Genomic DNA, 19,687 nt, shown 5'->3' on the forward strand with positions numbered 1-19,687 from the left:
TCCCAGCCAACAAAGTGTCACCCATCCATCCGGGCTGAAATGTCACCACTCTATCAGGGCAGGACATGCCGCGACCTTCTCCCCGGAGGGGAGAAGAAGCAGCTTTGGCTGGCTGCCCCTAGTCGGAGGCCGCTATCCCTAAATCCCTCATGCTGAGCCTGTCGAAGCACGAGGGATCGGCAGGGCGGTGGCGCGGGGACCCGTCCTTCGACAGGCTCAGGATGAGGTCCCTGGAAACGCTTGCGCGGTGCCAGGGGTCACATCACCACATTACCGCACCAGCGCATCACCGCCCCGGGCGCCCCGTCTTGCCTGTCCGTCGTCCGCCCTTGCGCTTCACGTCCCCCGGATCCTCATACGAGCCGATGCCGATCTTCTCCCGCCGGATCGGGGCGGGGGAGTCGGGGGTGGCGGAGGACTCGTGCACCGGCTTCTTCGGCAGCGGGCCCTTCGGCAGCGGTTTTTCGGTGCGGCCGACGGTCATTTCGTCGAGGCTGTTCTTGCGAAACAGGGGATCGCGCAAGGGGATGGCGGTGTCGGTGCCCGGGCCCATGTCGTCGATCGACGGTTTCTGGAAGTAGGACGGCTTGGCTTCGGCCTCCTTCGCCTTGGCCGCCTTGATCAGCGAGGGGCCGGTGCGCTCGAAGGTGCCGACGGAGCCGGGGGCGAGCGCCGGGCCCTGCGGTCCCTTCAGCTTGCCGCCGTGCTTGGTGCGGCCGGAGGAGGGGCCTTCGAGTTCGAGGTCGCGGGCGAGCGGGTCGTTGCCGATGGCGAGTTCCGTCGCCTGCAGGCGCTTGACTTCGTCGCGCAGCCGCGCGGCGGTCTCGAAGTCGAGATTGGCGGCGGCGTCGCGCATTTCCTTCTGCAGATATTCCAGATGGCTCTTCAGGTTGTTGCCGACCATGGCGCCCTCGGTCACGAGGCCGCCGGTGGGCACGCGGACATGGTCCTTCTCGTAATAGGAGTCGAGAATGTCGGCGATATGCGCCTTCACGCTCGCCGGCGTGATGCCGTGTTCGGCGTTGTAGGCCTCCTGCTTGTCGCGGCGGCGGTTGGTCTCGGCGATCGCCCGCTCCATCGAGCCGGTGGTGCGGTCGGCATAGAGGATCACTTTGCCGTCGACATTGCGCGCCGCGCGGCCGATGGTCTGGATCAGCGAGGTCTCCGAGCGCAGGAATCCTTCCTTGTCCGCGTCGAGAATGGCAACGAGCCCGCATTCCGGGATGTCGAGGCCCTCGCGCAAGAGGTTGATGCCGACCAGCACGTCGAAGGCGCCGAGCCGGAGATCGCGGATGATCTCGATCCGCTCCAGCGTCTCGATGTCGGAATGCATGTAGCGCACGCGCACGCCGTGCTCGTGCAGGTATTCGGTGAGGTCCTCGGCCATGCGCTTGGTCAGCACCGTGACGAGGACACGGTAGCCCTTGGCCACGGTCTCGCGGATCTCGCCGAGGAGGTCGTCGACCTGGCTGCGCGCCGGGCGGATCTCGATCGGCGGATCGGTGAGGCCGGTCGGGCGGATGACCTGTTCGGCGAAGACGCCGCCGGCATCCTCCATCTCCCAGGCGCCCGGCGTCGCCGAGACGGCGACGGTCTGCGGCCGCATGGCGTTCCACTCCTCGAAACGCAGCGGCCGGTTGTCCATGCAGGAGGGCAGGCGGAAACCGTATTCGGCGAGCGTCGCCTTGCGCCGAAAGTCGCCGCGGTACATGGCGCCGATCTGCGGGATGGTGACATGGCTCTCGTCGATGAAGACGAGGGCGTTGTCGGGCAGGTATTCGAACAGGGTCGGCGGCGGGTGGCCGGGCTGGCGCCCGGTGAGGTAGCGCGAATAGTTCTCGATGCCGGCGCAGGAGCCCGTCGCCTCGATCATCTCGACGTCGAAGGTGACGCGCTGCTCCAGCCGCTGCGCTTCCAAGAGGCGGCCGGCGCGCTGCAGCTCTTCCAGCCGCTGCTTCAGCTCGATCTTGATCAGCTTCACCGCCTGCTGCAGCGTCGGCCGGGGCGTGACGTAGTGCGAGGAGGCGTAGATCTTCACGCTCTTCAGGTCGTCGGTCTTGGAACCGGTGAGGGGATCAAATTCCTGAATGGATTCGATCTCGTCGCCGAACATGGAGATGCGCCAGGCCCGGTCTTCCAGATGCGCCGGAAAGATCTCGATCGTGTCGCCGCGCACCCGGAAGGAGCCGCGGACGAAATCCATGTCGCGCCGCTTGTACTGCTGGGCGACGAGATCGGCGAGGAGTTGGCGCTGGTCGAGCCGGTCGCCCACCGCCATCTGGAAGGTCATCTCCGTATAGGTCTCGACCGAGCCGATACCGTAGATGCAGGAGACCGAGGCGACGATGATGACGTCGTCGCGCTCCAGGAGCGAGCGGGTGGCGGCATGGCGCATCCGGTCGATCTGCTCGTTGATCGAGGATTCCTTCTCGATGAAGGTGTCCGAGCGCGGCACGTAGGCCTCGGGCTGGTAGTAGTCGTAGTAGGAGACGAAATACTCCACCGCGTTGTCGGGAAAAAAGTTCTTGAACTCGCCGTAGAGCTGGGCGGCGAGCGTCTTGTTCGGGGCGAGGATCAGCGCCGGGCGCTGCGTCGCCTCGATCACCTTGGCGACGGTAAACGTCTTGCCGGAGCCGGTGACGCCGAGCAGGACCTGGGTCTGGTCGTGGTCCTTGATGCCGGAGACGAGATCGGCGATGGCCGTCGGCTGGTCGCCGGCCGGCTCGAAGTCGGACTTGATCCGGAACGGCACGCCGCCCTCGGATTTTTCGGGCCGGGCCGGGCGGTGCGGCAGCCAGACCTCGCCATTCTTGATCAGCGGGTTGCCCTCGGAGATCAGCCGCGACAGCGCCTCGACGGTGGCGGTGACGCCGCCTTCCGGCAGTGCCGCGGCGTCTTCCAGGCTGACATCCATGCCGGCGACCGGGTTGAGACCGGCGGCGGCGCGCTTCTTCGGATCGGTGGTGCCGCCCATCGAGGTGCCGCGGGCGGACCGGCCGGGCTTGGCCGGGCCCTCGGCTTTGCCGGTCTTGTCGGCCTTGGCGGCAGCCCGGGGTTTCCGCGCGGGCTTGTCCTCGTCCGGCTGCGTTTCCGCCGCGACGGTGCCTTTGTCGGCGGCGCGCTCGGACTCGGTTTCGGCCTGACGCGCGATCTCGTCGGCCCAGCCTGAAATCGGGCCCCCTACCGCTTCGCCTTGAAAGTCCGCCTGCGGCGCTTCGCCGAAACCGGGATGAAGACGCTCGGCGGCGTCGGAGAAGTCGAGGATCGGCGAGCGCCGCGGGGATTTCTGCTTGGGATCGGCCATGCCGACAATATGGGGAAAGCCGTGGGATTCGAGAAGGGGTTGCGGGAATGTTCTCCCCGGCGCCGCGCGGCCGGTACGCCGCCTTGTCAGGTCTTCGGCCCGGCCGCGATTTCGCGCAGGATCCAGTCGCGAAACGCCTGGATCTTCGGCGCGGTGCGGCGCGCGGTGCGGTAGCAGAGCCAGTAGTCGTGGCTGTCGGCGCAGACGAGGTCGAAGGGCTGGACGAGCCGACCCGCGGCGAGTTCGGCGGCGAAGAAGATCGGGTTGAGCATGGCGACGCCCTGACCGGCCAGCGCCACGCGCGCTTCCAGATCCTGCGTTCCGAGATCGCTGCCGATCCCGCCCGTACCGGCGGGGAGATGGACGCCGGCGGCCGCGAACCAGAGGGCCCACCAGCGGTAGTCCGGGCTGACCAGCGGCAGGTGCAGGAGGCCGGCCGGACCGGCTTCAGGGTCGAGCCGGGCGGCGAGGGTCGGGCTCATCATCGGCGTGAAGCGGCCGGGCACCAGGCGATGGCAGGTCAGGCCCGCCCAGTCCCCCTGGCCGGCCCGAATGGCGATGTCGACGTCGGCGTGGGCGAGATCGACGACGGCGTCGCTGGTATCCAGCCGCACGGCGAGGCCGGGATGCTCGACCTGAAAGCTGCCGATCCGCTCGACCAGCCAGACGGAGGCGAAGGTCTGGAAAACGCTGAGCGACAGAACCCCGGCGGTCTGCCCTTTCGCTTCGGCGAAAGCCGTAGCCAGACGGTCAAGAGCCTCGCCGGAAGCCCTGGCCAGGCCCTCGCCGACCCCGGTGAGCGCCACGTCGCGCGGGCGGCGGACGAACAGCGGCGATCCCACACGTTCTTCCAGGATCTTGATCTGATAGCTCACCGAGGCCTGAGTCATGCCGAGCTCGGCCGCGGCGCGGGTGAAGTTCCCGTGCCGCGCGGCGGCCTCGAAAACCCGGATGGTGGCAAGCGGCGGCAGCGTCCGAAACATCGATTCTCCTTATGCCTCGGGTTCGAGGTTCGATTGGTATGATCGGGCCAGATGCGGTGATGTCGTTTCCGGCCGGGTGGCTGGGAGAGCTTTCATGACCGTCATCGATCGGAACCGCAATGGCCTTCACCGGGGTGCCCCGTCCAAGACGGCGAGGCTCCTGGTAGGGTTTGCAAAGGGCGTCTGCCGGCTGTGGAAAGCCGCAGGACGCGCGCCCCGTCTTGCCGACGAGGCCGAGCGGGAAAGGCCTCAAGGCATAGGCCTACTCGATGGCCGCGACGTCATTCTGGAGCGATCGCGGTCCCCGCTCGGCGCACGGCAAGACCGACGGGCGTAGCTGCTCCGGCGCGAACGACAGCGATGGGCAGTCGCCTCGGGGCCCGCGGGCGTGGCATCGCCATCGGATCATCTCTTGCGCCGCAGTAAAACTTCCGCTTCCTCTCGGGAATTTTTGACAAAAATTGTGCATGGCAGCATCGAGATGGATATTTACATGAAGATTTTGTGTCTAGTGCAGATAGATTCGGCTGCCGGGTCTATTCTGTATTGCGTCAATCGGTGTAGACTTCTCGTGCCTCAACTGGAAGAATTCGCCCGCCGGCGGTCACGGCGGCGGGGGAGGGCACCATTTTTCCGACAACCGGGGTGTTAGGGAGGAAAATGACATGCCAGTTCTGACAGCACTCGCCCTCAGCATCGGAATTCTCGGAGGGCTCGCCACCTGGGCCTTTGTCGGCCCCGCGGCCGCCCTGTCCCTGCAGATATGGGCCGCCTTCGTCGCCTGGGCGGCGTTCTACCACTCCGGCGGAACCAGCGCCGCGCTGAAGACCAACATTCCCGCCCATCTTCTGGGCGCCTTCATCGGCTGGCTGGCGCTGGTCGGAACCACCTCGCTCGCCGGCGGGCTGGGTGTTCCGGTGGCGGCAGGGATCTGCGTCGGCATCGGCGCGGCGGCGATGGTCTTCTTCGCCAACGTGCCGCTGTTCGCCTCGATCCCGTCGACCGTCTACGGCTTTGCCTGCGTCGCCGCCTATGCGCTGCTCGCCGGCAAGCTCGGCACCCTCTATGCCGCGACGCTGGTCGACAATCCGTTCCTGAACATCGCGGCGTCGATGATCGTCGGCGCGCTGCTCGGCTACCTGTCGCAGGCGATCGGCCTCGCGGTCGCGGCCAAGCCGCGGACTTCTGCCGCGGCCTGAGGCGTCAACGGCCCCGGTCGTCCGGGCCGGGGCCTGGGAGAGCCTCAGACCCCTACAGCGGGACGGCCTGTGGCAAGGCACCGCCGAAACTCAGCCCGCTGCAGCGGGTCCTCTCAGGGGCCAGCCTTTCTTGGCGTCATCTCTTGCCACGGCGGCTTTTGCCGCCGTGGGCTTCGGCAGCAAGCGGCGCACCACTGCCGGGACGTCGCGCCCGGCCGTGGTGCGCCGGATCTGGCCTCAGCGGCCGGCTTCCATCCGCTCGACCTCGATGGTCGTGCCCTGCTGGCAGATCGAGCGCTCGACGGGGCGTCCCGTCACGGTGACGACGTCGCCGGGGCCGAAATCGCGCGTCCGGCCCGTGAGCGTGTAGAGTTCGCCATCGTCGCTGCGCAAGGCCGGGCATTCCACGCCCTCGCGCGTCATCAGGCCGCGCACGGTGATGCCGCGGCTCGGTCCGCGGTCGCGTCCGGCGATGCGAAAGCCGTCGCGGCCGATCGGCCTTCCATCGGGTCCCAGCACTTCGGCGATCCAGCGCTCGCCGGGGCGGGCGCGGTCGGGCACGGGGATGTCGACGCTGGCGGCGCCGCTGCGGTCGGCGCGGCCGCGGGCCTCGACGCGCAGGCGGCCGCCCTCCGGTCCGGCCCTGACGACGACGCGGGCGCGCGGAGGCAGGCCGTCGATGTCGACGGTGGCCACGTCGCCGGGATCGACGCGGTCTTCCGCCATCGTGACGTCGAGCCGGGAGGGCGGGCCCCGCCGGTCGTCGCGCCCGCGGCGGGACTCGCCGAGTCGGATCTCGCGGCCGGGCACGAGATCGCGCTGGCTGAGGCCGGGATTGGCATCCAGGAGGATCTCGACGCTGACGCCCAGGGCGTCGGCGACGTCGTCGAGCCGATCGCCGCGCTGGATGACATAGACGCCATCGCGATCGGCCTCGCCCCGCGGGGAGGCGCGATCGCCGCCGCGTGGGGGCGGGCCGTCGGGAATAAAGACGGGCGCGCCGATGCGCAGCAGGCTCCAGTCGATGCCCGGATTGGCGCGGCGCAGCACCTCTTCCGGCACGCCGCAGCGGCGGGCGAGGCGGCTCAGCGTGTCGCCGGTGGCGATCCTGATTTCCGGTCCGCACGGTGTCTGCGCCGCGGCCGGTGACGCGGCGAACATGGGCGCGGCAACGGCCAGGCCCAGCGCGACATGGCGCCAGATGACGATCTGCATGTCTTCCCCTCCCCAATTGAAACCCGCCCGTGGTGATCAGCACCATGCAGCATGCGGTTATCTGGCAATATTGCGGCGACGCCCCTGCTGTCCATGGGGTCCGAGGCGGTCCCGCTGCGTCGTTCGCGCTCTCGCCGGGATCGTGATGCCGGCCGGTCTTCAGCATTCGCTTACCAAGGCGTGCCATCCTGATCGCCATCCGCTCGTGTTTCGCGGATGACGAGAGGCCGTCCATGGGTATGCGTAGAGTCGGATGGCACCTCATTGCGCCCGCCGCCCTGTGCGTGGCGGCGGGCGCCATGTCGGTGGCGATGGCGCAGGACTGGGGCAACGCGCCGGAAGCCCCGGTGACGACGGGGGGCGTCGGGCCGAAGATGATCTGGGGTGGCCCCATCCCCGTCCCGCCGCGGCCCGGCGAGGTGCCGCTCTATCGGCCGAGCCCGTCGATCGTCGACGATGCCTCGCCGCCGCAGAGCGCCTATGCCCCGACGACCGATGCCCCGCCGTATCCGGCCGACCCGCAGCCCTATCCGGACGCGATCGAGCCGAGTCTTCCCGATGCCGTCTCTGCGACCGATGCCGATACGGGGGAGGCGAGCCTGCCGGACGCGGGCGAACTGCCGGTCGCTGTCGCGCCGGCGTCGATTCAGCCGGCCGCGCGGCTGGACGATGGTTCCGAGGCGTCGACCCGGCGTCTCTATCGCGCCGTCGATGCCGGCCAGGACGAGGACACGGGGGCGGGGAACGCCGACGAGGGGCTGCCGATGGATCGGGAGCCGGACCGCGCCGCCCTTCCGCCGCTCGCCGATCCCGTCGACATCGGGGAAGAGCCCGGGCTTTCGCGGCTGGACGGGGCCGAGGGTCTCGGTGCGGACGATCCCGACCCGTGGAACGGGCTGAAGGACGTGACGCCCGGCGCCGTCCCGCCCTCTGCCGCACGGCGCAGCGAGGCCGTCCCCCGCGAAGACCATGCCGCGCTCGAGCCGGCGGCGCTCAGCCGCCGTCGTTCGGCGGGCGATGGCGACACGCTCATCGACCGCGGGCGCGGCGGTCTGGAGAGCGAGGCGCCGAGCGGCTACCAGGCCTTGCCCCGTTCCGAGACGATGTGCCGCCGGGCCTTGCAGAAGCTCGGCGTGCGCTTCGTGGACGCGACCTCGGTGCGCAGCAGCCGGCGCTGCGGCATCGACCACCCGGTCAAGGTCGCGGGCTTTTCGCAAGGCGTCGCGATGCGGCCGCCGGCGACGCTGAACTGCATGGCGGCGTTGCGCGTGGCGCAATGGATGAAGGACGAGGTCGCCCCGGCGGCGCGCTGGAAGCTGCTGCGGCGGCCGACGGCGCTGATCAACGCCTCGTCCTACCGCTGCACGCGCATCGCCGGCTCGGGCTCGCTCAGCGAGCATGCCAGCGGCAGCGCGCTGGATGTGCGCGGCTTCGCCTTCGCCGACGGATCGACCGTCGAGATCGAGAAGAAGGGGTTCTTCGAGTTCCGCGAAAAGGCTTTCCAGCGGTCGGTGCGCGAGAGCGCCTGCCGCTATTTCGGCACGGTGCTCGGCCCCGGCTACAACGAGGACCATGCCGACCATCTGCATCTCGACACTCGGCAGCGGCGCCGCGCGGTGTGCAAGTAGCCGACTTGAAAAGGGCTGGCCGGGTGGCTTGCGGCGGAGCGCCTTGGCCCGCCCGGCGCTGGATTATTCGGCCGGGATCGCCACCGGCAGGCCGGCCCGGTCGAGGGCGACCATGACGAAGATGCCCTCGGTGACCTTCACCACCTCGCGCGTCAGGTGACGCTGCGCCCAGGCCTCGATGAGGATGGTGATCGAGGTGCGGCCGACCTTCTGGATGGTCGAGTAGACCGACAGCGTGTCGCCGATCTTCACCGGCTTCTTGAAGGTCAGCGCATTGACCGCGACGGTGGCGACGCGGCCGGCGGCGCGGTCGGCGCCGCGCAGGCCGGCGGCCAGGTCCATCTGCGCGATCACCCAGCCGCCGAAGACGTCGCCGGCGGCATTGGCGTCGGCCGGCATCGCCGGCACCCGCATGGTCAGTTCGCCTGTCGGCAAGGGGTCGGTCATGTCGGTTTCTCCGCTGTCCTTCTCTGGTTAGACGAACCGGTGCGCTCTGGCAAAGGCGTGCGCCGCGCGATCAGGCCGAGGCGGATCGCTGCCGGCGCAGCATCGGTACCAGTTCGACGGCCATCATCGCCGCGAAGATGCAGGCGCAGCCGACCAGGCCGATGGCGGCAATCCGCTCGCCCATGAAGAGGGCGGCGAACAGCGCCGCGAAGAGCGCCTCGGAGGACAGGAAGATCGCGGCCTGCGGTGCCGTGGTGTAGCGCTGGCCGATCGTCTGCAGCGAGAAGGCCAAGCCGATCGAAAACACGCCGCCATAGACCAGCTCGATCCAGGCATTGCCGAGGGCGGCGAGCGTCGTGGTTTCCAGCGTCACGGCGCCTAGCGCCGACAGCACGGCGGCGACGCCGAACTGCACCAGCGACAGCGTCAGCGGACGGCCGCTGCCTTGCGCGAAGCGCGTGATGTAGACGATCTGGAGAGACCAGAACACTGCGCAACCGATCACCAGGAAATCGCCCGAGCGCAGGCTGCCGAGCGAGCCGCCACCGACCAGGACGATGCCGGCAAAGGCCAGAAGCGCTGCCGGCCAGACGATCCAGTGGGGGCGGTTGCGCATCAGGAGGACGCCGAAGAAGGGCGTGAAGACGACGTAGAGCCCGGTGAGGAAGCCGGTATTGGTGACCGAGGTGGTGACGATGCCGATCTGCTGCAGGATCGCGGCTAGAAAGAGCAGCACGCCGATGAAGCCGAAGCCGCCGAGGTCGGCCTTGGACAGGGGCGCCGCGGTTCCGCGCGCCTCGCGCCAGGCGAAGGGCGCGACGGCCAGGGCGGCAAGGGCGAACTTTACGGCATTGAAGGCCCAGGGGCCGACATGCGCCATGGCGCTCGACTGGGCGACGAAGCCCATGCCCCAGATGGCGCCGGCCAGAAGCAGCAGCAGGTTCGCGCGGGCGCGGGTCATGGCATTTCCGATGGCAGGGGCAAAGACGGTTCCTGCCTAGAGGCAGGCAGCGGGGACCGCAAGGCGTGTTGCCGATGCTCAAGCGCGGCCCGCGCCCTTCGGCGGCAGGCCTTGGTCGACGCCCCGGCCGGCAGTCCTGCGCGCGCATCACTGCGGCGGCGGCGCCTCGCCCGCCTCGGATCGGGCGTCGTCGAGTTCGGCCGCCCAGAGGGCCAGGCGGGCGTGGTTGGCGCCCCAGTCGTTGGAGCCGAGCAGCGAGCGGCTGTAGAGCACCAGCGCGCTGTCCTGGCCACGGGGGAGAGCCAGCGCCTCGATCGTGTCGGGAAAGCGCAGCAACGGGGTCCGGGCGACATAACGCCGGTAGTCGGGCGATGTCCGATCATCGACACGCACCAGATGATCCCGGTCGGCGAGAATGATGCGGTCGAGCCGCTGCATCAGTGCCGCCGGCGGCCCTCGATAGACGGGGAGGGCGATGTCGATGCGGGCGCGGCATGTCGCGGGGCTGCAGGCGAGGCTGTCGGTTGGCTGGCTTCGCCGCTCCTCGCCGAGCTTTTCGACGCGGCCCTGGTCCGCCGAACCGGCATACCAGGTCCACACCTGTTGCGAGCCGACAGCGAAGAACCAGGCGCCGGCCAGCAGGAGCAGCCCGGCGAACGCGAACAGGATGCGACGGGCGATCGTCAAGACACCATTCTTCGTCAGACGCGCCGCTCCTCTGTCTGCCGCTGGCCGCAAGACCCGCCGCTGTGGCGGCGGGTCTTGCCGTGGGCCGTTCTCTGGTTGCAGAAATACAGACGGCGGTCATTCCGGCAAGGGGGCCGGGAGCCAGGACATCGGGCGAAATCCCGGCAGGGCCGCGACGTCACCGAGCCAGCGCCGGATGCCGGGAAAGCCGGTCAGATCGAAACCGCCCTCGTCTGCACAATGGGTGTAGGCGTAGAGCGCGATATCGGCGAGCGTCGGCTGCGACCCGGCCAGATAGGCTGTGCGGGCCAGTTGCGCCTCCATGACGGCAAGCGCGCGGTTGCCGCCGGCCAGCGTCGTGGCGAGCTTTTCCGGCGTCGCCTGGTCGCGGCGGGCCGGGTTCGTCAACAGCGCCCGGCGCACCGCGACGTTCGGCTCGTGGCTGTATTGCTCGAAGAACATCCACTGCAGCATCTGGGCGCGGTCGAAGGCATCGGCGGGGACGAACGGGGTGCCGTCGGCAAGGTAGCAGAGGATGGCGTTGGACTCGGCGAGCAAGCGGCCATCGTCCAGCTCCAGGAGGGGCACCATGCCGTTCGGGTTCTTGGCGAGGAAATCCGCCTGCCGGGTGCCGCCGTCGCGCGAGGAGACCTCGACATGGCGGAAGGGGCGGCCGAGCAGCGCCATCAAGAGGCGTGGCTTGTAGCAGTTGCCGGAGTCCGGCATGCCGTAGATCGTCGTCATCGCCTGTGCCTCATGGGGAGCGGGGGAGGCCGAGTTTGGCTGTCCGGCCTTCGTCCGTCCAATTCAAATCAAGACTATGCTGCCATCAGCGATATTGATGGACGCGCAGCCCGGAACCGGCTTGCGCCCCGGCCGCGCCGATACTACGGTCCGCCGGTTTTTGGAGGTCGAAGCCGGTCGGCATAGGCCGCCTCGCCCTTCGTTCAACGAACCCATGACAGCCGGAGCCCATCCCATGGCATTCCTTGCCGACGTCCTAGACCGCGTGAAGCCCTCCGCCACCATCGCCGTCTCGCAGAAGGCGCGGGAGCTGAAAGCGCAGGGCATGGACGTGATCGGCCTCGGCGCCGGCGAACCCGACTTCGACACGCCCGACAACATCAAGGCGGCGGCGATCGACGCCATCAACCGCGGCGAGACGAAGTACACGCCGGTCTCCGGCATTCCGGAACTGCGCGAGGCGATCGCCAAGAAATTCAAGCGCGAGAACAATCTCGACTACACCCCGGCGCAGACGATCGTCGGCACCGGCGGCAAGCAGATCCTGTTCAACGCCTTCATGGCGACGCTGAACCCCGGCGACGAGGTGATCATCCCGGCGCCCTACTGGGTCAGCTATCCCGAGATGGTGGCGATCTGCGGCGGCACGCCGGTCTTCGTGACGGCCGGTATCGAGACCAACTTCAAGCTGACGCCGGAGGCGCTGGAAACGGCGATCACGCCGAAGACGAAGTGGTTCCTGTTCAACTCGCCGTCGAACCCGTCGGGCGCCGCCTACAGCCGCGACGAACTGAAGGCGCTGACCGACGTCCTGATGCGCCACGAGCATGTCTGGGTGCTGACCGACGACATGTACGAGCACCTCGTCTATGGCGACTTCGTCTTCACCACGCCGGCCGAGGTCGAGCCGGGCCTCTACGACCGTACGCTGACGATGAACGGCGTGTCCAAGGCCTATGCCATGACCGGCTGGCGCATCGGCTATGCCGCCGGCCCGCTGCCGCTGATCAAGGCGATGGACATGATCCAGGGCCAGCAGACCTCGGGCGCCTGCTCGATCGCACAGTGGGCGGCGGTCGAGGCGCTGAACGGCACGCAGGACTTCATCCCGGAGAACCGCCGGATCTTCGAGGCCCGGCGCGATCTCGTGGTGTCGATGCTGAACCAGGCGACCGGCCTCGAATGCCCGTCGCCGGAGGGGGCGTTCTACGTCTATCCCTCGTGCAAGGCGCTGATCGGCAAGAAGACGCCGGCCGGCAAGGTGATCGAGACCGATGTCGATTTCGTCACCGCGCTGCTCGAGGCCGAGGGCGTCGCCGTCGTTCAGGGCTCGGCCTTTGGCCTCGGCCCGAATTTCCGTATTTCCTACGCGACGTCGGAAAAGCTTCTGGAAGACGCCTGCTCGCGCATCCAGCGCTTCTGCGCCAGCCTGAAGGACTGATCGGGCGCCAGCCATCGATGATCTGCACAGCGGCGGCCTTCGGGCCGCCGTTTGCTTTTGCCGCCTGCCTTTGCCCGCCTGCCTGTGCCGGCTGCCCGACTAGCGATAGGCCAAAAAAAAAGCCGGGCTCGCGAGAACCCGGCACAAGAAGGGCCTACGTGAGGCAAACCCTTGGGAGGAAACAGCCGGGGCGAAAAGACGGGAGGAGGTATCCTTCCACGGTACGGCTGAATCAAAGCTATCATTTTGCCGACCGGGCACCATTGCAAAATCGGCATGACTGCCATGCGCTATCTGCATAGATAGTGGGCGTCTACTCTATCTGCATCTTATAATAGCATAGAGCCTGTCGTTGGCGGGTGGGGCGTGCCGATGACGCCACCCCATACCGCCTGTCAGTAAGACCAGGTCCTTGCCTTCGAGATCAAAAAGTCACGAAACACCTTCAGCTTGGCCGAATTGCGCAGCTGCTCGGGGTAGCAGAGATAGGTGTCGAAGGTCGGCATCTCCATCTCCGGCAGCACTTGCACCAGCTTGGAATTTTTGTCGATCATGTAGTCGGGCAGGAGGCCGATGCCGATGCCGCGCTCGATGGCGGCCTTGATCGACATCAGATTGTTGATCTGGAGGATGGTCGGCCGGGTCTGGCCGTCGGCAAGGCCCACCGTCTCCAGCGTGTTGAGGTTGCGCAGATAGGGTGGGGCCGGTTCGCCGAAGGTGATGATGCGGTGCTGGTCGAGGTCCTGGATGGTTTCCGGCGTGCCGAAGCGCTGGAGATAGCTCGGCGCGGCGTAGACGTGGAGATGCACGGTGAACAGGCGGCGCTGGATGAGGTCCGGCTGCTGCGGCTGGCGCAGCCGGATCGCCGCATCCGCCTTGCGCATGGTCAGGTCGATCTCTTCGTTGTCGAGGACGAGCTGCAGCTCCAGCTCGGGGTAGAGCTCGAGAAACTCCTTGGCGCGCTCCGTCAGCCAGCCGGAGCCGAGGCCGACCGTGGTGGTGACGCGCAGCTTGCCGGTCGGTTTTTCGCGCGTTTCGGTCAGCTGCATGCGGACCATTTCGAGGCGCTTCAACACGTCGCTGGCCGTCTGGAACAGGAGCTCGCCCTGTTCAGACAGGACGAGGCCGCGGGCATGGCGGTGGAACAGCGGCGCGCCGATCTCCTGCTCGAGCGAGGCGACCTGGCGCGAAATCGCCGACTGGCTGAGGTTGAGGACATCGGCGGCGTGGGTGAACGAGCCGGCCTCGGCTGCGGCATGGAAGATCCGCAGCTTATCCCAGTCGAGCGCCATTGCCTGATTCCCCTGCCTGCTGTTGCCAATCCGCGGTCCGCTCGGTGCAAACGGCGCTGCCTGATGTTCCCGCTCCGCCGTGAGCGGAAGGGGCCGTGCCCGCCGCGGGGCATCGCTCTTCCGCATGGCACCCAAGGGCGCCGGGCGCAGCGTGCAATCGCAGCTTCTGCGTCCCAGTGTTGCACAGATCGGCGCGTCTTCGTAAACCGCATCGTCGGCGTTCGGGCAAGGCTTGATTTGCGTCGGTCCGCCTCCGGCTCCCGATCCTGGCTTCGAGGCCTTGGTCCCGGCCGCCGGGCCGGCCGATCAGGGCTTGGCCGGTGCCGCTGGCGCCGGCAGCCGCTGCGTCAGGCCGGCCAGAATTCTGTCCGCAAGGGCGTCGTAATCGCCGTCGAAATGATGGCCGCCCTCGACGGCGATGAACTCAAAGCCGAGGTTCTTGACGGCCGGGCAGACCGAATCGTCGTCTTCGGTGCCGTAGAAACATTGCACCAGCCGGGGGTCGATGCGCGCCAACTGCGTCAGGTTCTCGCTGTTGCCGGTGGCCCCGAGCCAGCCCATGACCGAGATCTCGAAATCCGCCGACTTCGACACCGCCAGAAGCGACAACTCCTTGACCCTGTCCTTCTCCGGCGCGGCCAGAAGGTTGAAGGTGGTCGGCAGGATGTCCGCCCCGAAGGAAAAACCGACGAGAACGACGTTCTTCACGCCCCAACGCTTGGTGTAGAGCTTGATGATCCTGGCGAGATCGGTGGCCGTCTGTTCCGGTGAAATCTCCTTCCAGAAATAGCGCAGCGAATCGACGCCAATCGTCGGAACGCCGTTCTCCTGCAAGCGCTCGCCGATCGACTTGTCGATGTCGCGCCATCCCCCGTCGCCGGAATAGATGATCGCCATCGTGTCGCGCGTCGGCTTCGTCTCGAGCACGGCGAGCGGCATGCCGAGCGCATCGTCGTCGGGGGTCGCAATGACGGTCGTGACCGCATCGGCCAATGCGGCGGTCTGCGGGCTGTCGCTCTCCAGGGTGGCGATGTCGGGATGCTTCGCGGCAAGCGCCTCGACGTGACGGCGTCCCTCGGCCGACGCCTTCGCCGTCAGCGCGACGGTGATGGGCGCGGGCAGGGCGCCGTCGGTCAGCCCGTAGACGGCAAGGCCCTTGGCCTCTTCCCGCGTCGCCGGGGTGCACAGCGGGCGCGTCAGCGCGATGCCGGCGGCGGGGTCGACGGCCACGGTGTGGCCGACCGTGGCGTCGGGCGTCTGCGCGGCGATGGCGAGCGCCATCGCGCCGCCGGCACCGATGCCGGCGACGATCGGCAGGTGGTAGACGCTGCCGCCGGTGGAGCGCTGGATCTGCTGGCTCAGGCGCTCGATGTCGGACAGCGTGTAGACGCATTCGTCCGCGTCCTGCTTTTCGAGCTGCTGGAGATAGGCGGGCAGGTCGATGCCGACGACGAAGGCGCCGGCGCCGGACAGGGTCGTCGCCACGGCGGTTTCCGCGCTGCTCCAGCCGGCGGCATCGGACAGAAGGAAGACCAGGGCCTTGCTGTCGCCGACGGGTGGCGAGAGGTGCGGGGCGGGGATCGTGCCGGTGACGTAGCCGGCCGGCGGCGCATTGTCGGGCGTGGCCGCCTGCGCGGCCGGCGAGATCAGCAACGCGAGCATGGCAAGACTGGCCAGAAAAAGTCGGACCAATCGGACCAAGAAGAGCCTCATCGCCGCACCACCCGTTTCAACCCACCGCCGATCAGAAGCGTCGCGTCCACTAGGGCCAGAGCGGGGCTGATCGCGCCAGACGTCGTCATGTAGCGCGGCCTCCAGTCAGGGTGGAACTTGGCCTTGAAGGCTCTCAGGCCCTTGAAGTTGTAGTATTTCTCGCCGTGCTCGAACAGCGCGGTGCCGATCCGGTCCCAGATCGGCGCATGGTGGCGGCCGGACATGCCCGACAGCGGTGCCATGCCCATGTTGAAGCGCCTGAAGCCCTGCGCCTTCAGATGCTCGAGCAGCTGCACGAAGAGGAAATCCATGGCGCCGCCCGGCGCCTCCGGGTGGAAGCGCATCAGGTCGACGGAGGCTTCCACGCCGGTCGCGGTGACGAGAAGATTGGCGAAGGCGACGATCCGGCCCTCGCGGCGCAGGACGGCCACCGGCTGGCTGCAGACGTAGTCCCGGTCGAAGGCGCCGAGGGAGAAGGCCTTCTCGCCGGTCCGATGGCCGGCGAGCCAGGCATCGGAAACCGCCGCGATCTCACCATAGGTCGACGGGACGTCCGCTGTGTCCACTATGGCGAAGGTCAGCCCGTCGCGCTGGCCCCGCGCCTTGGCCTGGCGAAGGCCGGCGCGCTTGCCGCCGGCCAGGTCGAAACGGGCGAGGTCGATCATCGCGAGTTCACCGAGGCGGAAGGCGCGCATGCCGGCATCGGCGTAGAGCGAGAGAGCGTCCGGGCCGACCTGGTAGAATACCGCGCGGCAGCCATTGGCCCTGGACATTTCGATGAACTGCCAGATCAGCGCCGGCCAGGCGTCGCGGGCGCCGATCGGATCGAACAAAGCGATCATCGAGCGGTTGCGGCGGGCGTACATGACGAAGGCCCGGCCATCCTCGGAAAACAACAGGCTCTTGTCGCCGGACCGCACGAGATTGCCGTCGGCATCGTCCTGGGTGCCGACGATGGCGACGGCGCGGGCGAGTTCGGGCGCGCTGGGTGGCGCGACGCGGCCGACGGCCGGTCGCACCAGGCTCCACATCGCCACGGCACTGGCGAAGATGGTGATGCCGAGCATGGCCCGAAGACTGCGGGGCGCTTCCGAGGCGAACTCGAACTGCCACCAGAGCTCGTGGCTGTAGTCGACGTCGCGGTAGACGAAGAAAAGGACGATGACGGCGCTGACGCAGATGGTGGTGATGGCCGCGAGCCGGGGACCGGTCAGCGCCTGCCGCAGCATCGAGGCCGGGCGGTCGAATTCGCGGCGCGAGGCGGCAAGAGCCAGCGCGAAGAAGACGAGCAGCGCCGCCTCGTGGATCGCGATCGCCTGAACCAGGGACATGACGATGGTGGCGAGCGTCACCAGGATCGTGCCGAGCCAGGCGCCATCCAGGCGCTGCGACAGGCCGCGCGCCATGACGAGAAGGGCAAGGCCCAAGAGGCTGGTGAGGAAGTGCGCGCCTTCGACGATGAACAGCGGGACGAAGGCCTGCAGCGCGTCCAGCCGTTCCGTCGGCGTCGGCGTCACGCTGGACAGGATCAGCATCATGCCGAGCAGCAGCGCCAGCGTCGCCAGGACCGGCGGCGCCAGACGGCGGCCTGCCGACCTGACCTCGGTTCCCATCCGGCCGGCGAGGGCGCCCCGCAGTTCGGCCAGGCTGACGAAGACCGCCGCGCACAGGAGGGGAAGCAGGTAGTAGATGACGCGGTAGAGAACGAGGGCGCCGAGCACCTGGTCGACATCGACGGTTCGGCCGAGGGCGGCGACGATCACCGTCTCGAACACGCCGAGGCCGGCGGGCACATGGCTGAGGACGCCGATGCCGATGGCGACGGCGTAGATGCAGGCAAAGCTCGCAAAGCCGATCTCGCCGGGCGGCAGCAGAACGTAGAGGACCGCCGCCGAGGCGCCGACGTCGACCGCCGTGGCCAGGAATTGCCGGACGATCAGGGCGCTTCCGGGAAGCCGGACGGCAAACCGGCCGAACCGCAGCGGGCGGCCGCTTCGGCCGGCGACGAGTAAGGCCGCAACCGGTAACAGGCCGACGAAGGCGATGGCCTGCAGGAGCAGCGGGGAAAGGCCTAGCTGCGGCGCCAGTTCGGGGCCGACCGCCAGGATGCCGAGGCAGGCGAGCGTTGCCAGCCCCAGTCCGAAGGCCAGGGTGACGAAGGCGATGACCTTGGCGATCTCTTCCGGCGAGAGGCCGAGTCGGCTGTAGCCGCGATAGCGGATGGCGCCGCCCGACAGCGGCCCGAAGCCGGCGGTGTTGCCGACGGCATAGGCGCAGAACGCGGTGGCCGCGACGGCCCCGTAGGAGAGCTTGCGGCCGATATAGGACAGGGCCCCGACATCGTAGAAGGTGAGGCCGACGAAGCTGATCAGGGTGAACAGCACCGCCAGCGCGATCGACGTCGTGCCGGTGGCGTCGAAGGCGGCCATGACGGCGTCGTAGCGCACCTCCGCGGTGAGGTTTCTCAAGGCGATCGCGGCGATGGCAAGGACGGCGACGATCGCGAGAATGCCGAGGATCGAGCGATTGGCGGAGATCCAGGCACCAACGCGTGAGATGAGACTTACCCCGCGCGACGCCTCACCCTGCTTTCGCCATTCCCCCTCCGGCGAGCTGCCCGTCCCAATGGCGTCCATGCTTCCCCCGGGGGCCGGCTTCTCGCGGCTCAATGGCGTGACCGTGCGCCAGAGCCGCGGCGCTAGCATCTGCCACGTCTCGGTCCGTCGCGGAAGCCGGTATCGCTGCATGGGGAGGCGATGCCCGGTGCTTGCCGTGCCATACGGAAGACACCGCAAGCACCGGACTATGGGGAGAGGCACGCCGTCGGAACGGGGCGGGACGCTTGGGGCACAGCACAGGGCCAGCCAAGCGTGACCTGACCGCGGCTATACGCCGGTCATCCGGCAGAGGAACTATCCGTCAGACCGAGGGCCGCGGCGGGCCTCTCGGCCTACTCGGCGGCCTGCCGGGTCTCGTCCGCCGCGGCGTTCGCCAGCCATTTCTCGGCTTCGAGCGCGGCCATGCAGCCGAGACCCGCGGCGGTCACCGCCTGGCGGTAGACGTCGTCGGCGACGTCGCCGGCGGCGAAGACGCCGGGAACCGAGGTCTGCGTCGTCCCGGGCTCGACCCAGAGATAGCCCGAGGGCTTCTGCTTCAGCTTGCCCTCGAACAGCTGGACGGCCGGCGCGTGGCCGATGGCAACGAAGACGCCGTCGGTCGCATGCTCGCTCGTCTCGCCGGTGAGGCGGTCGCGCAGGCGAATGCCGGTGACCGACTTCATCGGCTTGGACAGCCCGGTGATCTCGTCGACCTCGGCGTTCCAGATCACCTTGACGTTGTCCTTGGCGGCGAGGCGTTCGCGCAGGATGCGCTCGGCCCGGAAGGCGTCGCGGCGGTGGACGACGGTCACGGATTTGGCGATGTGCGAGAGGTAGAGCGCTTCCTCGACCGCCGTATTGCCGCCGCCGACGACCACGACGTCCTTGCCGCGGTAGAAGAAGCCGTCGCAGGTGGCGCAGGCGGAAACGCCGAAACCCTGGAAATGCTGCTCGGAATCGAGACCCAGCCATTTCGCCTGGGCGCCGGTAGCGATGATCAGCGCGTCGCAGCTGTACTGCGTGCCGCTGTCGCCGCGCAGCCGGAAGGGGCGCGAGGAGAGGTCGGCCTCGACGATCAGGTCGCTGGCGAACTCGGTGCCGACATGCAGGGCCTGCGCCTTCATCTGCTCCATCAGCCAGGGCCCCTGGATGGGATCGGCGAAGCCCGGATAGTTCTCGACATCGGTCGTGATGGTGAGCTGTCCGCCTTCCTGCAGGCCGGCGACCAGCAGCGGCTTCAGCATCGCCCGCGCCGCATAGATCGCCGCGGTATAGCCGGCGGGACCCGAGCCGATGATCAGCACGGGGGCGTGGCGGACGGTGTGGGGCTCGGTCATCTCAAGGCTCGCTCGTGTCAAGGCTCGCGCGGGGCGGACGAAGGCGGGGTGCCGACGCCCTTGGAGGTGGCGGCCCGGCGGCTTGTTTTCAAGGCGATGTGGGGTTTCCATACCGGACCCTCGCGAGGCTGACAACACG

Annotated in this window: 14 protein-coding genes; 3 read left to right on the forward strand and 11 right to left on the reverse strand. The window is 68.2% G+C overall.

The annotated features are described in order from the left end of the window. Window positions 1–286: 286 nt before the first annotated feature. A complete protein-coding gene (gene uvrB / locus IEX88_RS23780; protein ID WP_188854980.1) occupies window positions 287–3,304 on the reverse strand; it encodes an excinuclease ABC subunit UvrB in 3,018 nt (1,005 codons plus the stop codon). Between the two features lie 86 nt (window positions 3,305–3,390). Continuing rightward, complete coding sequence (locus IEX88_RS23785) at window positions 3,391–4,287, reverse strand: LysR substrate-binding domain-containing protein (RefSeq protein ID WP_188854981.1); 897 nt, start codon at window positions 4,285–4,287, stop codon at window positions 3,391–3,393. A 665-nt stretch (window positions 4,288–4,952) separates the two neighbouring features. On the opposite strand from IEX88_RS23785, the gene IEX88_RS23790 reads away from it, so the two are divergent. After that, entirely contained in the window at window positions 4,953–5,486 is a 534-nt protein-coding gene (locus IEX88_RS23790) for a DUF1097 domain-containing protein (RefSeq protein ID WP_188854982.1), read from the forward strand. A gap of 237 nt (window positions 5,487–5,723) precedes the next feature. Here IEX88_RS23790 and IEX88_RS23795 read toward each other — a convergent pair whose 3' ends face one another. After that, window positions 5,724–6,701 (reverse strand): LysM peptidoglycan-binding domain-containing protein, encoded by a 978-nt coding sequence (locus IEX88_RS23795; RefSeq protein WP_188854983.1) that lies wholly within the window; start codon window positions 6,699–6,701, stop codon window positions 5,724–5,726. A 233-nt stretch (window positions 6,702–6,934) separates the two neighbouring features. Here IEX88_RS23795 and IEX88_RS26950 point away from each other — a divergent pair, with 233 nt between their 5' ends. Continuing rightward, entirely contained in the window at window positions 6,935–8,329 is a 1,395-nt protein-coding gene (locus IEX88_RS26950; RefSeq protein WP_244640468.1) for an extensin family protein, read from the forward strand. A gap of 63 nt (window positions 8,330–8,392) precedes the next feature. Here the strand turns inward: IEX88_RS26950 and IEX88_RS23805 are convergent, their stop codons facing one another. From IEX88_RS23805 to IEX88_RS23820, 4 genes are all read right to left on the reverse strand, one after another. Next, on the reverse strand, window positions 8,393–8,776 hold the full coding sequence (locus IEX88_RS23805) for an acyl-CoA thioesterase (RefSeq protein WP_188854984.1): 384 nt from the start codon (window positions 8,774–8,776) through the stop codon (window positions 8,393–8,395). 70 nt (window positions 8,777–8,846) lie between these two features. Further along, window positions 8,847–9,737, reverse strand: a complete 891-nt coding sequence (locus IEX88_RS23810; protein WP_188854985.1) for a DMT family transporter — start codon at window positions 9,735–9,737, stop codon at window positions 8,847–8,849. 147 nt (window positions 9,738–9,884) lie between these two features. Beyond that, a complete protein-coding gene (locus IEX88_RS23815; protein ID WP_188854986.1) occupies window positions 9,885–10,424 on the reverse strand; it encodes a DUF1499 domain-containing protein in 540 nt (179 codons plus the stop codon). A gap of 117 nt (window positions 10,425–10,541) precedes the next feature. Next, window positions 10,542–11,168 carry a glutathione S-transferase family protein gene (locus IEX88_RS23820; protein WP_188854987.1) on the reverse strand — a complete coding sequence of 209 codons (627 nt, stop codon included), beginning with the start codon at window positions 11,166–11,168 and terminating at the stop codon, window positions 10,542–10,544. Between the two features lie 235 nt (window positions 11,169–11,403). Between IEX88_RS23820 and IEX88_RS23825 the strand changes: the two genes are divergently transcribed. After that, complete coding sequence (locus IEX88_RS23825; protein ID WP_188854988.1) at window positions 11,404–12,609, forward strand: pyridoxal phosphate-dependent aminotransferase; 1,206 nt, start codon at window positions 11,404–11,406, stop codon at window positions 12,607–12,609. A gap of 395 nt (window positions 12,610–13,004) precedes the next feature. Here IEX88_RS23825 and IEX88_RS23830 read toward each other — a convergent pair whose 3' ends face one another. The 4 genes from IEX88_RS23830 to trxB all read right to left on the reverse strand — a co-directional run bounded on the left by IEX88_RS23830 (window position 13,005) and on the right by trxB (window position 19,548). Next, window positions 13,005–13,901 (reverse strand): LysR family transcriptional regulator, encoded by an 897-nt coding sequence (locus IEX88_RS23830; protein ID WP_188854989.1) that lies wholly within the window; start codon window positions 13,899–13,901, stop codon window positions 13,005–13,007. A 306-nt stretch (window positions 13,902–14,207) separates the two neighbouring features. After that, window positions 14,208–15,563, reverse strand: a complete 1,356-nt coding sequence (locus IEX88_RS23835; RefSeq protein WP_244640469.1) for a virulence factor family protein — start codon at window positions 15,561–15,563, stop codon at window positions 14,208–14,210. Between the two features lie 47 nt (window positions 15,564–15,610). Then, window positions 15,611–18,250: a bifunctional lysylphosphatidylglycerol flippase/synthetase MprF gene (gene mprF, locus IEX88_RS23840; RefSeq protein WP_188854991.1), complete on the reverse strand. Its 2,640-nt coding sequence runs from the start codon at window positions 18,248–18,250 to the stop codon at window positions 15,611–15,613. Between the two features lie 314 nt (window positions 18,251–18,564). After that, window positions 18,565–19,548 carry a thioredoxin-disulfide reductase gene (gene trxB, locus IEX88_RS23845; RefSeq protein ID WP_188854992.1) on the reverse strand — a complete coding sequence of 328 codons (984 nt, stop codon included), beginning with the start codon at window positions 19,546–19,548 and terminating at the stop codon, window positions 18,565–18,567. Between the last annotated feature and the right edge of the window lie 139 nt (window positions 19,549–19,687).

It is taken from the genome of Aureimonas glaciei (assembly GCF_014643375.1).
GTDB classification, from domain to species: domain Bacteria; phylum Pseudomonadota; class Alphaproteobacteria; order Rhizobiales; family Rhizobiaceae; genus Plantimonas; species Plantimonas glaciei.

What these genes read in the sequence shown, in the direction of transcription:
- IEX88_RS23805 (WP_188854984.1), bottom strand. Translation starts at nt 8,776, where the DNA reads ATGACCGACCCCTTGCCGACAGGCGAACTGACCATGCGGGTGCCGGCG.
- IEX88_RS23795 (WP_188854983.1), bottom strand. Translation starts at nt 6,701, where the DNA reads ATGCAGATCGTCATCTGGCGCCATGTCGCGCTGGGCCTGGCCGTTGCC.
- trxB (WP_188854992.1), bottom strand. Translation starts at nt 19,548, where the DNA reads ATGACCGAGCCCCACACCGTCCGCCACGCCCCCGTGCTGATCATCGGC.
- IEX88_RS23825 (WP_188854988.1), top strand. Translation starts at nt 11,404, where the DNA reads ATGGCATTCCTTGCCGACGTCCTAGACCGCGTGAAGCCCTCCGCCACC.
- IEX88_RS23790 (WP_188854982.1), top strand. Translation starts at nt 4,953, where the DNA reads ATGCCAGTTCTGACAGCACTCGCCCTCAGCATCGGAATTCTCGGAGGG.
- IEX88_RS23820 (WP_188854987.1), bottom strand. Translation starts at nt 11,168, where the DNA reads ATGACGACGATCTACGGCATGCCGGACTCCGGCAACTGCTACAAGCCA.
- IEX88_RS23835 (WP_244640469.1), bottom strand. Translation starts at nt 15,563, where the DNA reads ATGCTCGCGTTGCTGATCTCGCCGGCCGCGCAGGCGGCCACGCCCGAC.
- IEX88_RS26950 (WP_244640468.1), top strand. Translation starts at nt 6,935, where the DNA reads ATGGGTATGCGTAGAGTCGGATGGCACCTCATTGCGCCCGCCGCCCTG.
- IEX88_RS23785 (WP_188854981.1), bottom strand. Translation starts at nt 4,287, where the DNA reads ATGTTTCGGACGCTGCCGCCGCTTGCCACCATCCGGGTTTTCGAGGCC.
- uvrB (WP_188854980.1), bottom strand. Translation starts at nt 3,304, where the DNA reads ATGGCCGATCCCAAGCAGAAATCCCCGCGGCGCTCGCCGATCCTCGAC.
- mprF (WP_188854991.1), bottom strand. Translation starts at nt 18,250, where the DNA reads ATGGACGCCATTGGGACGGGCAGCTCGCCGGAGGGGGAATGGCGAAAG.
- IEX88_RS23830 (WP_188854989.1), bottom strand. Translation starts at nt 13,901, where the DNA reads ATGGCGCTCGACTGGGATAAGCTGCGGATCTTCCATGCCGCAGCCGAG.
- IEX88_RS23810 (WP_188854985.1), bottom strand. Translation starts at nt 9,737, where the DNA reads ATGACCCGCGCCCGCGCGAACCTGCTGCTGCTTCTGGCCGGCGCCATC.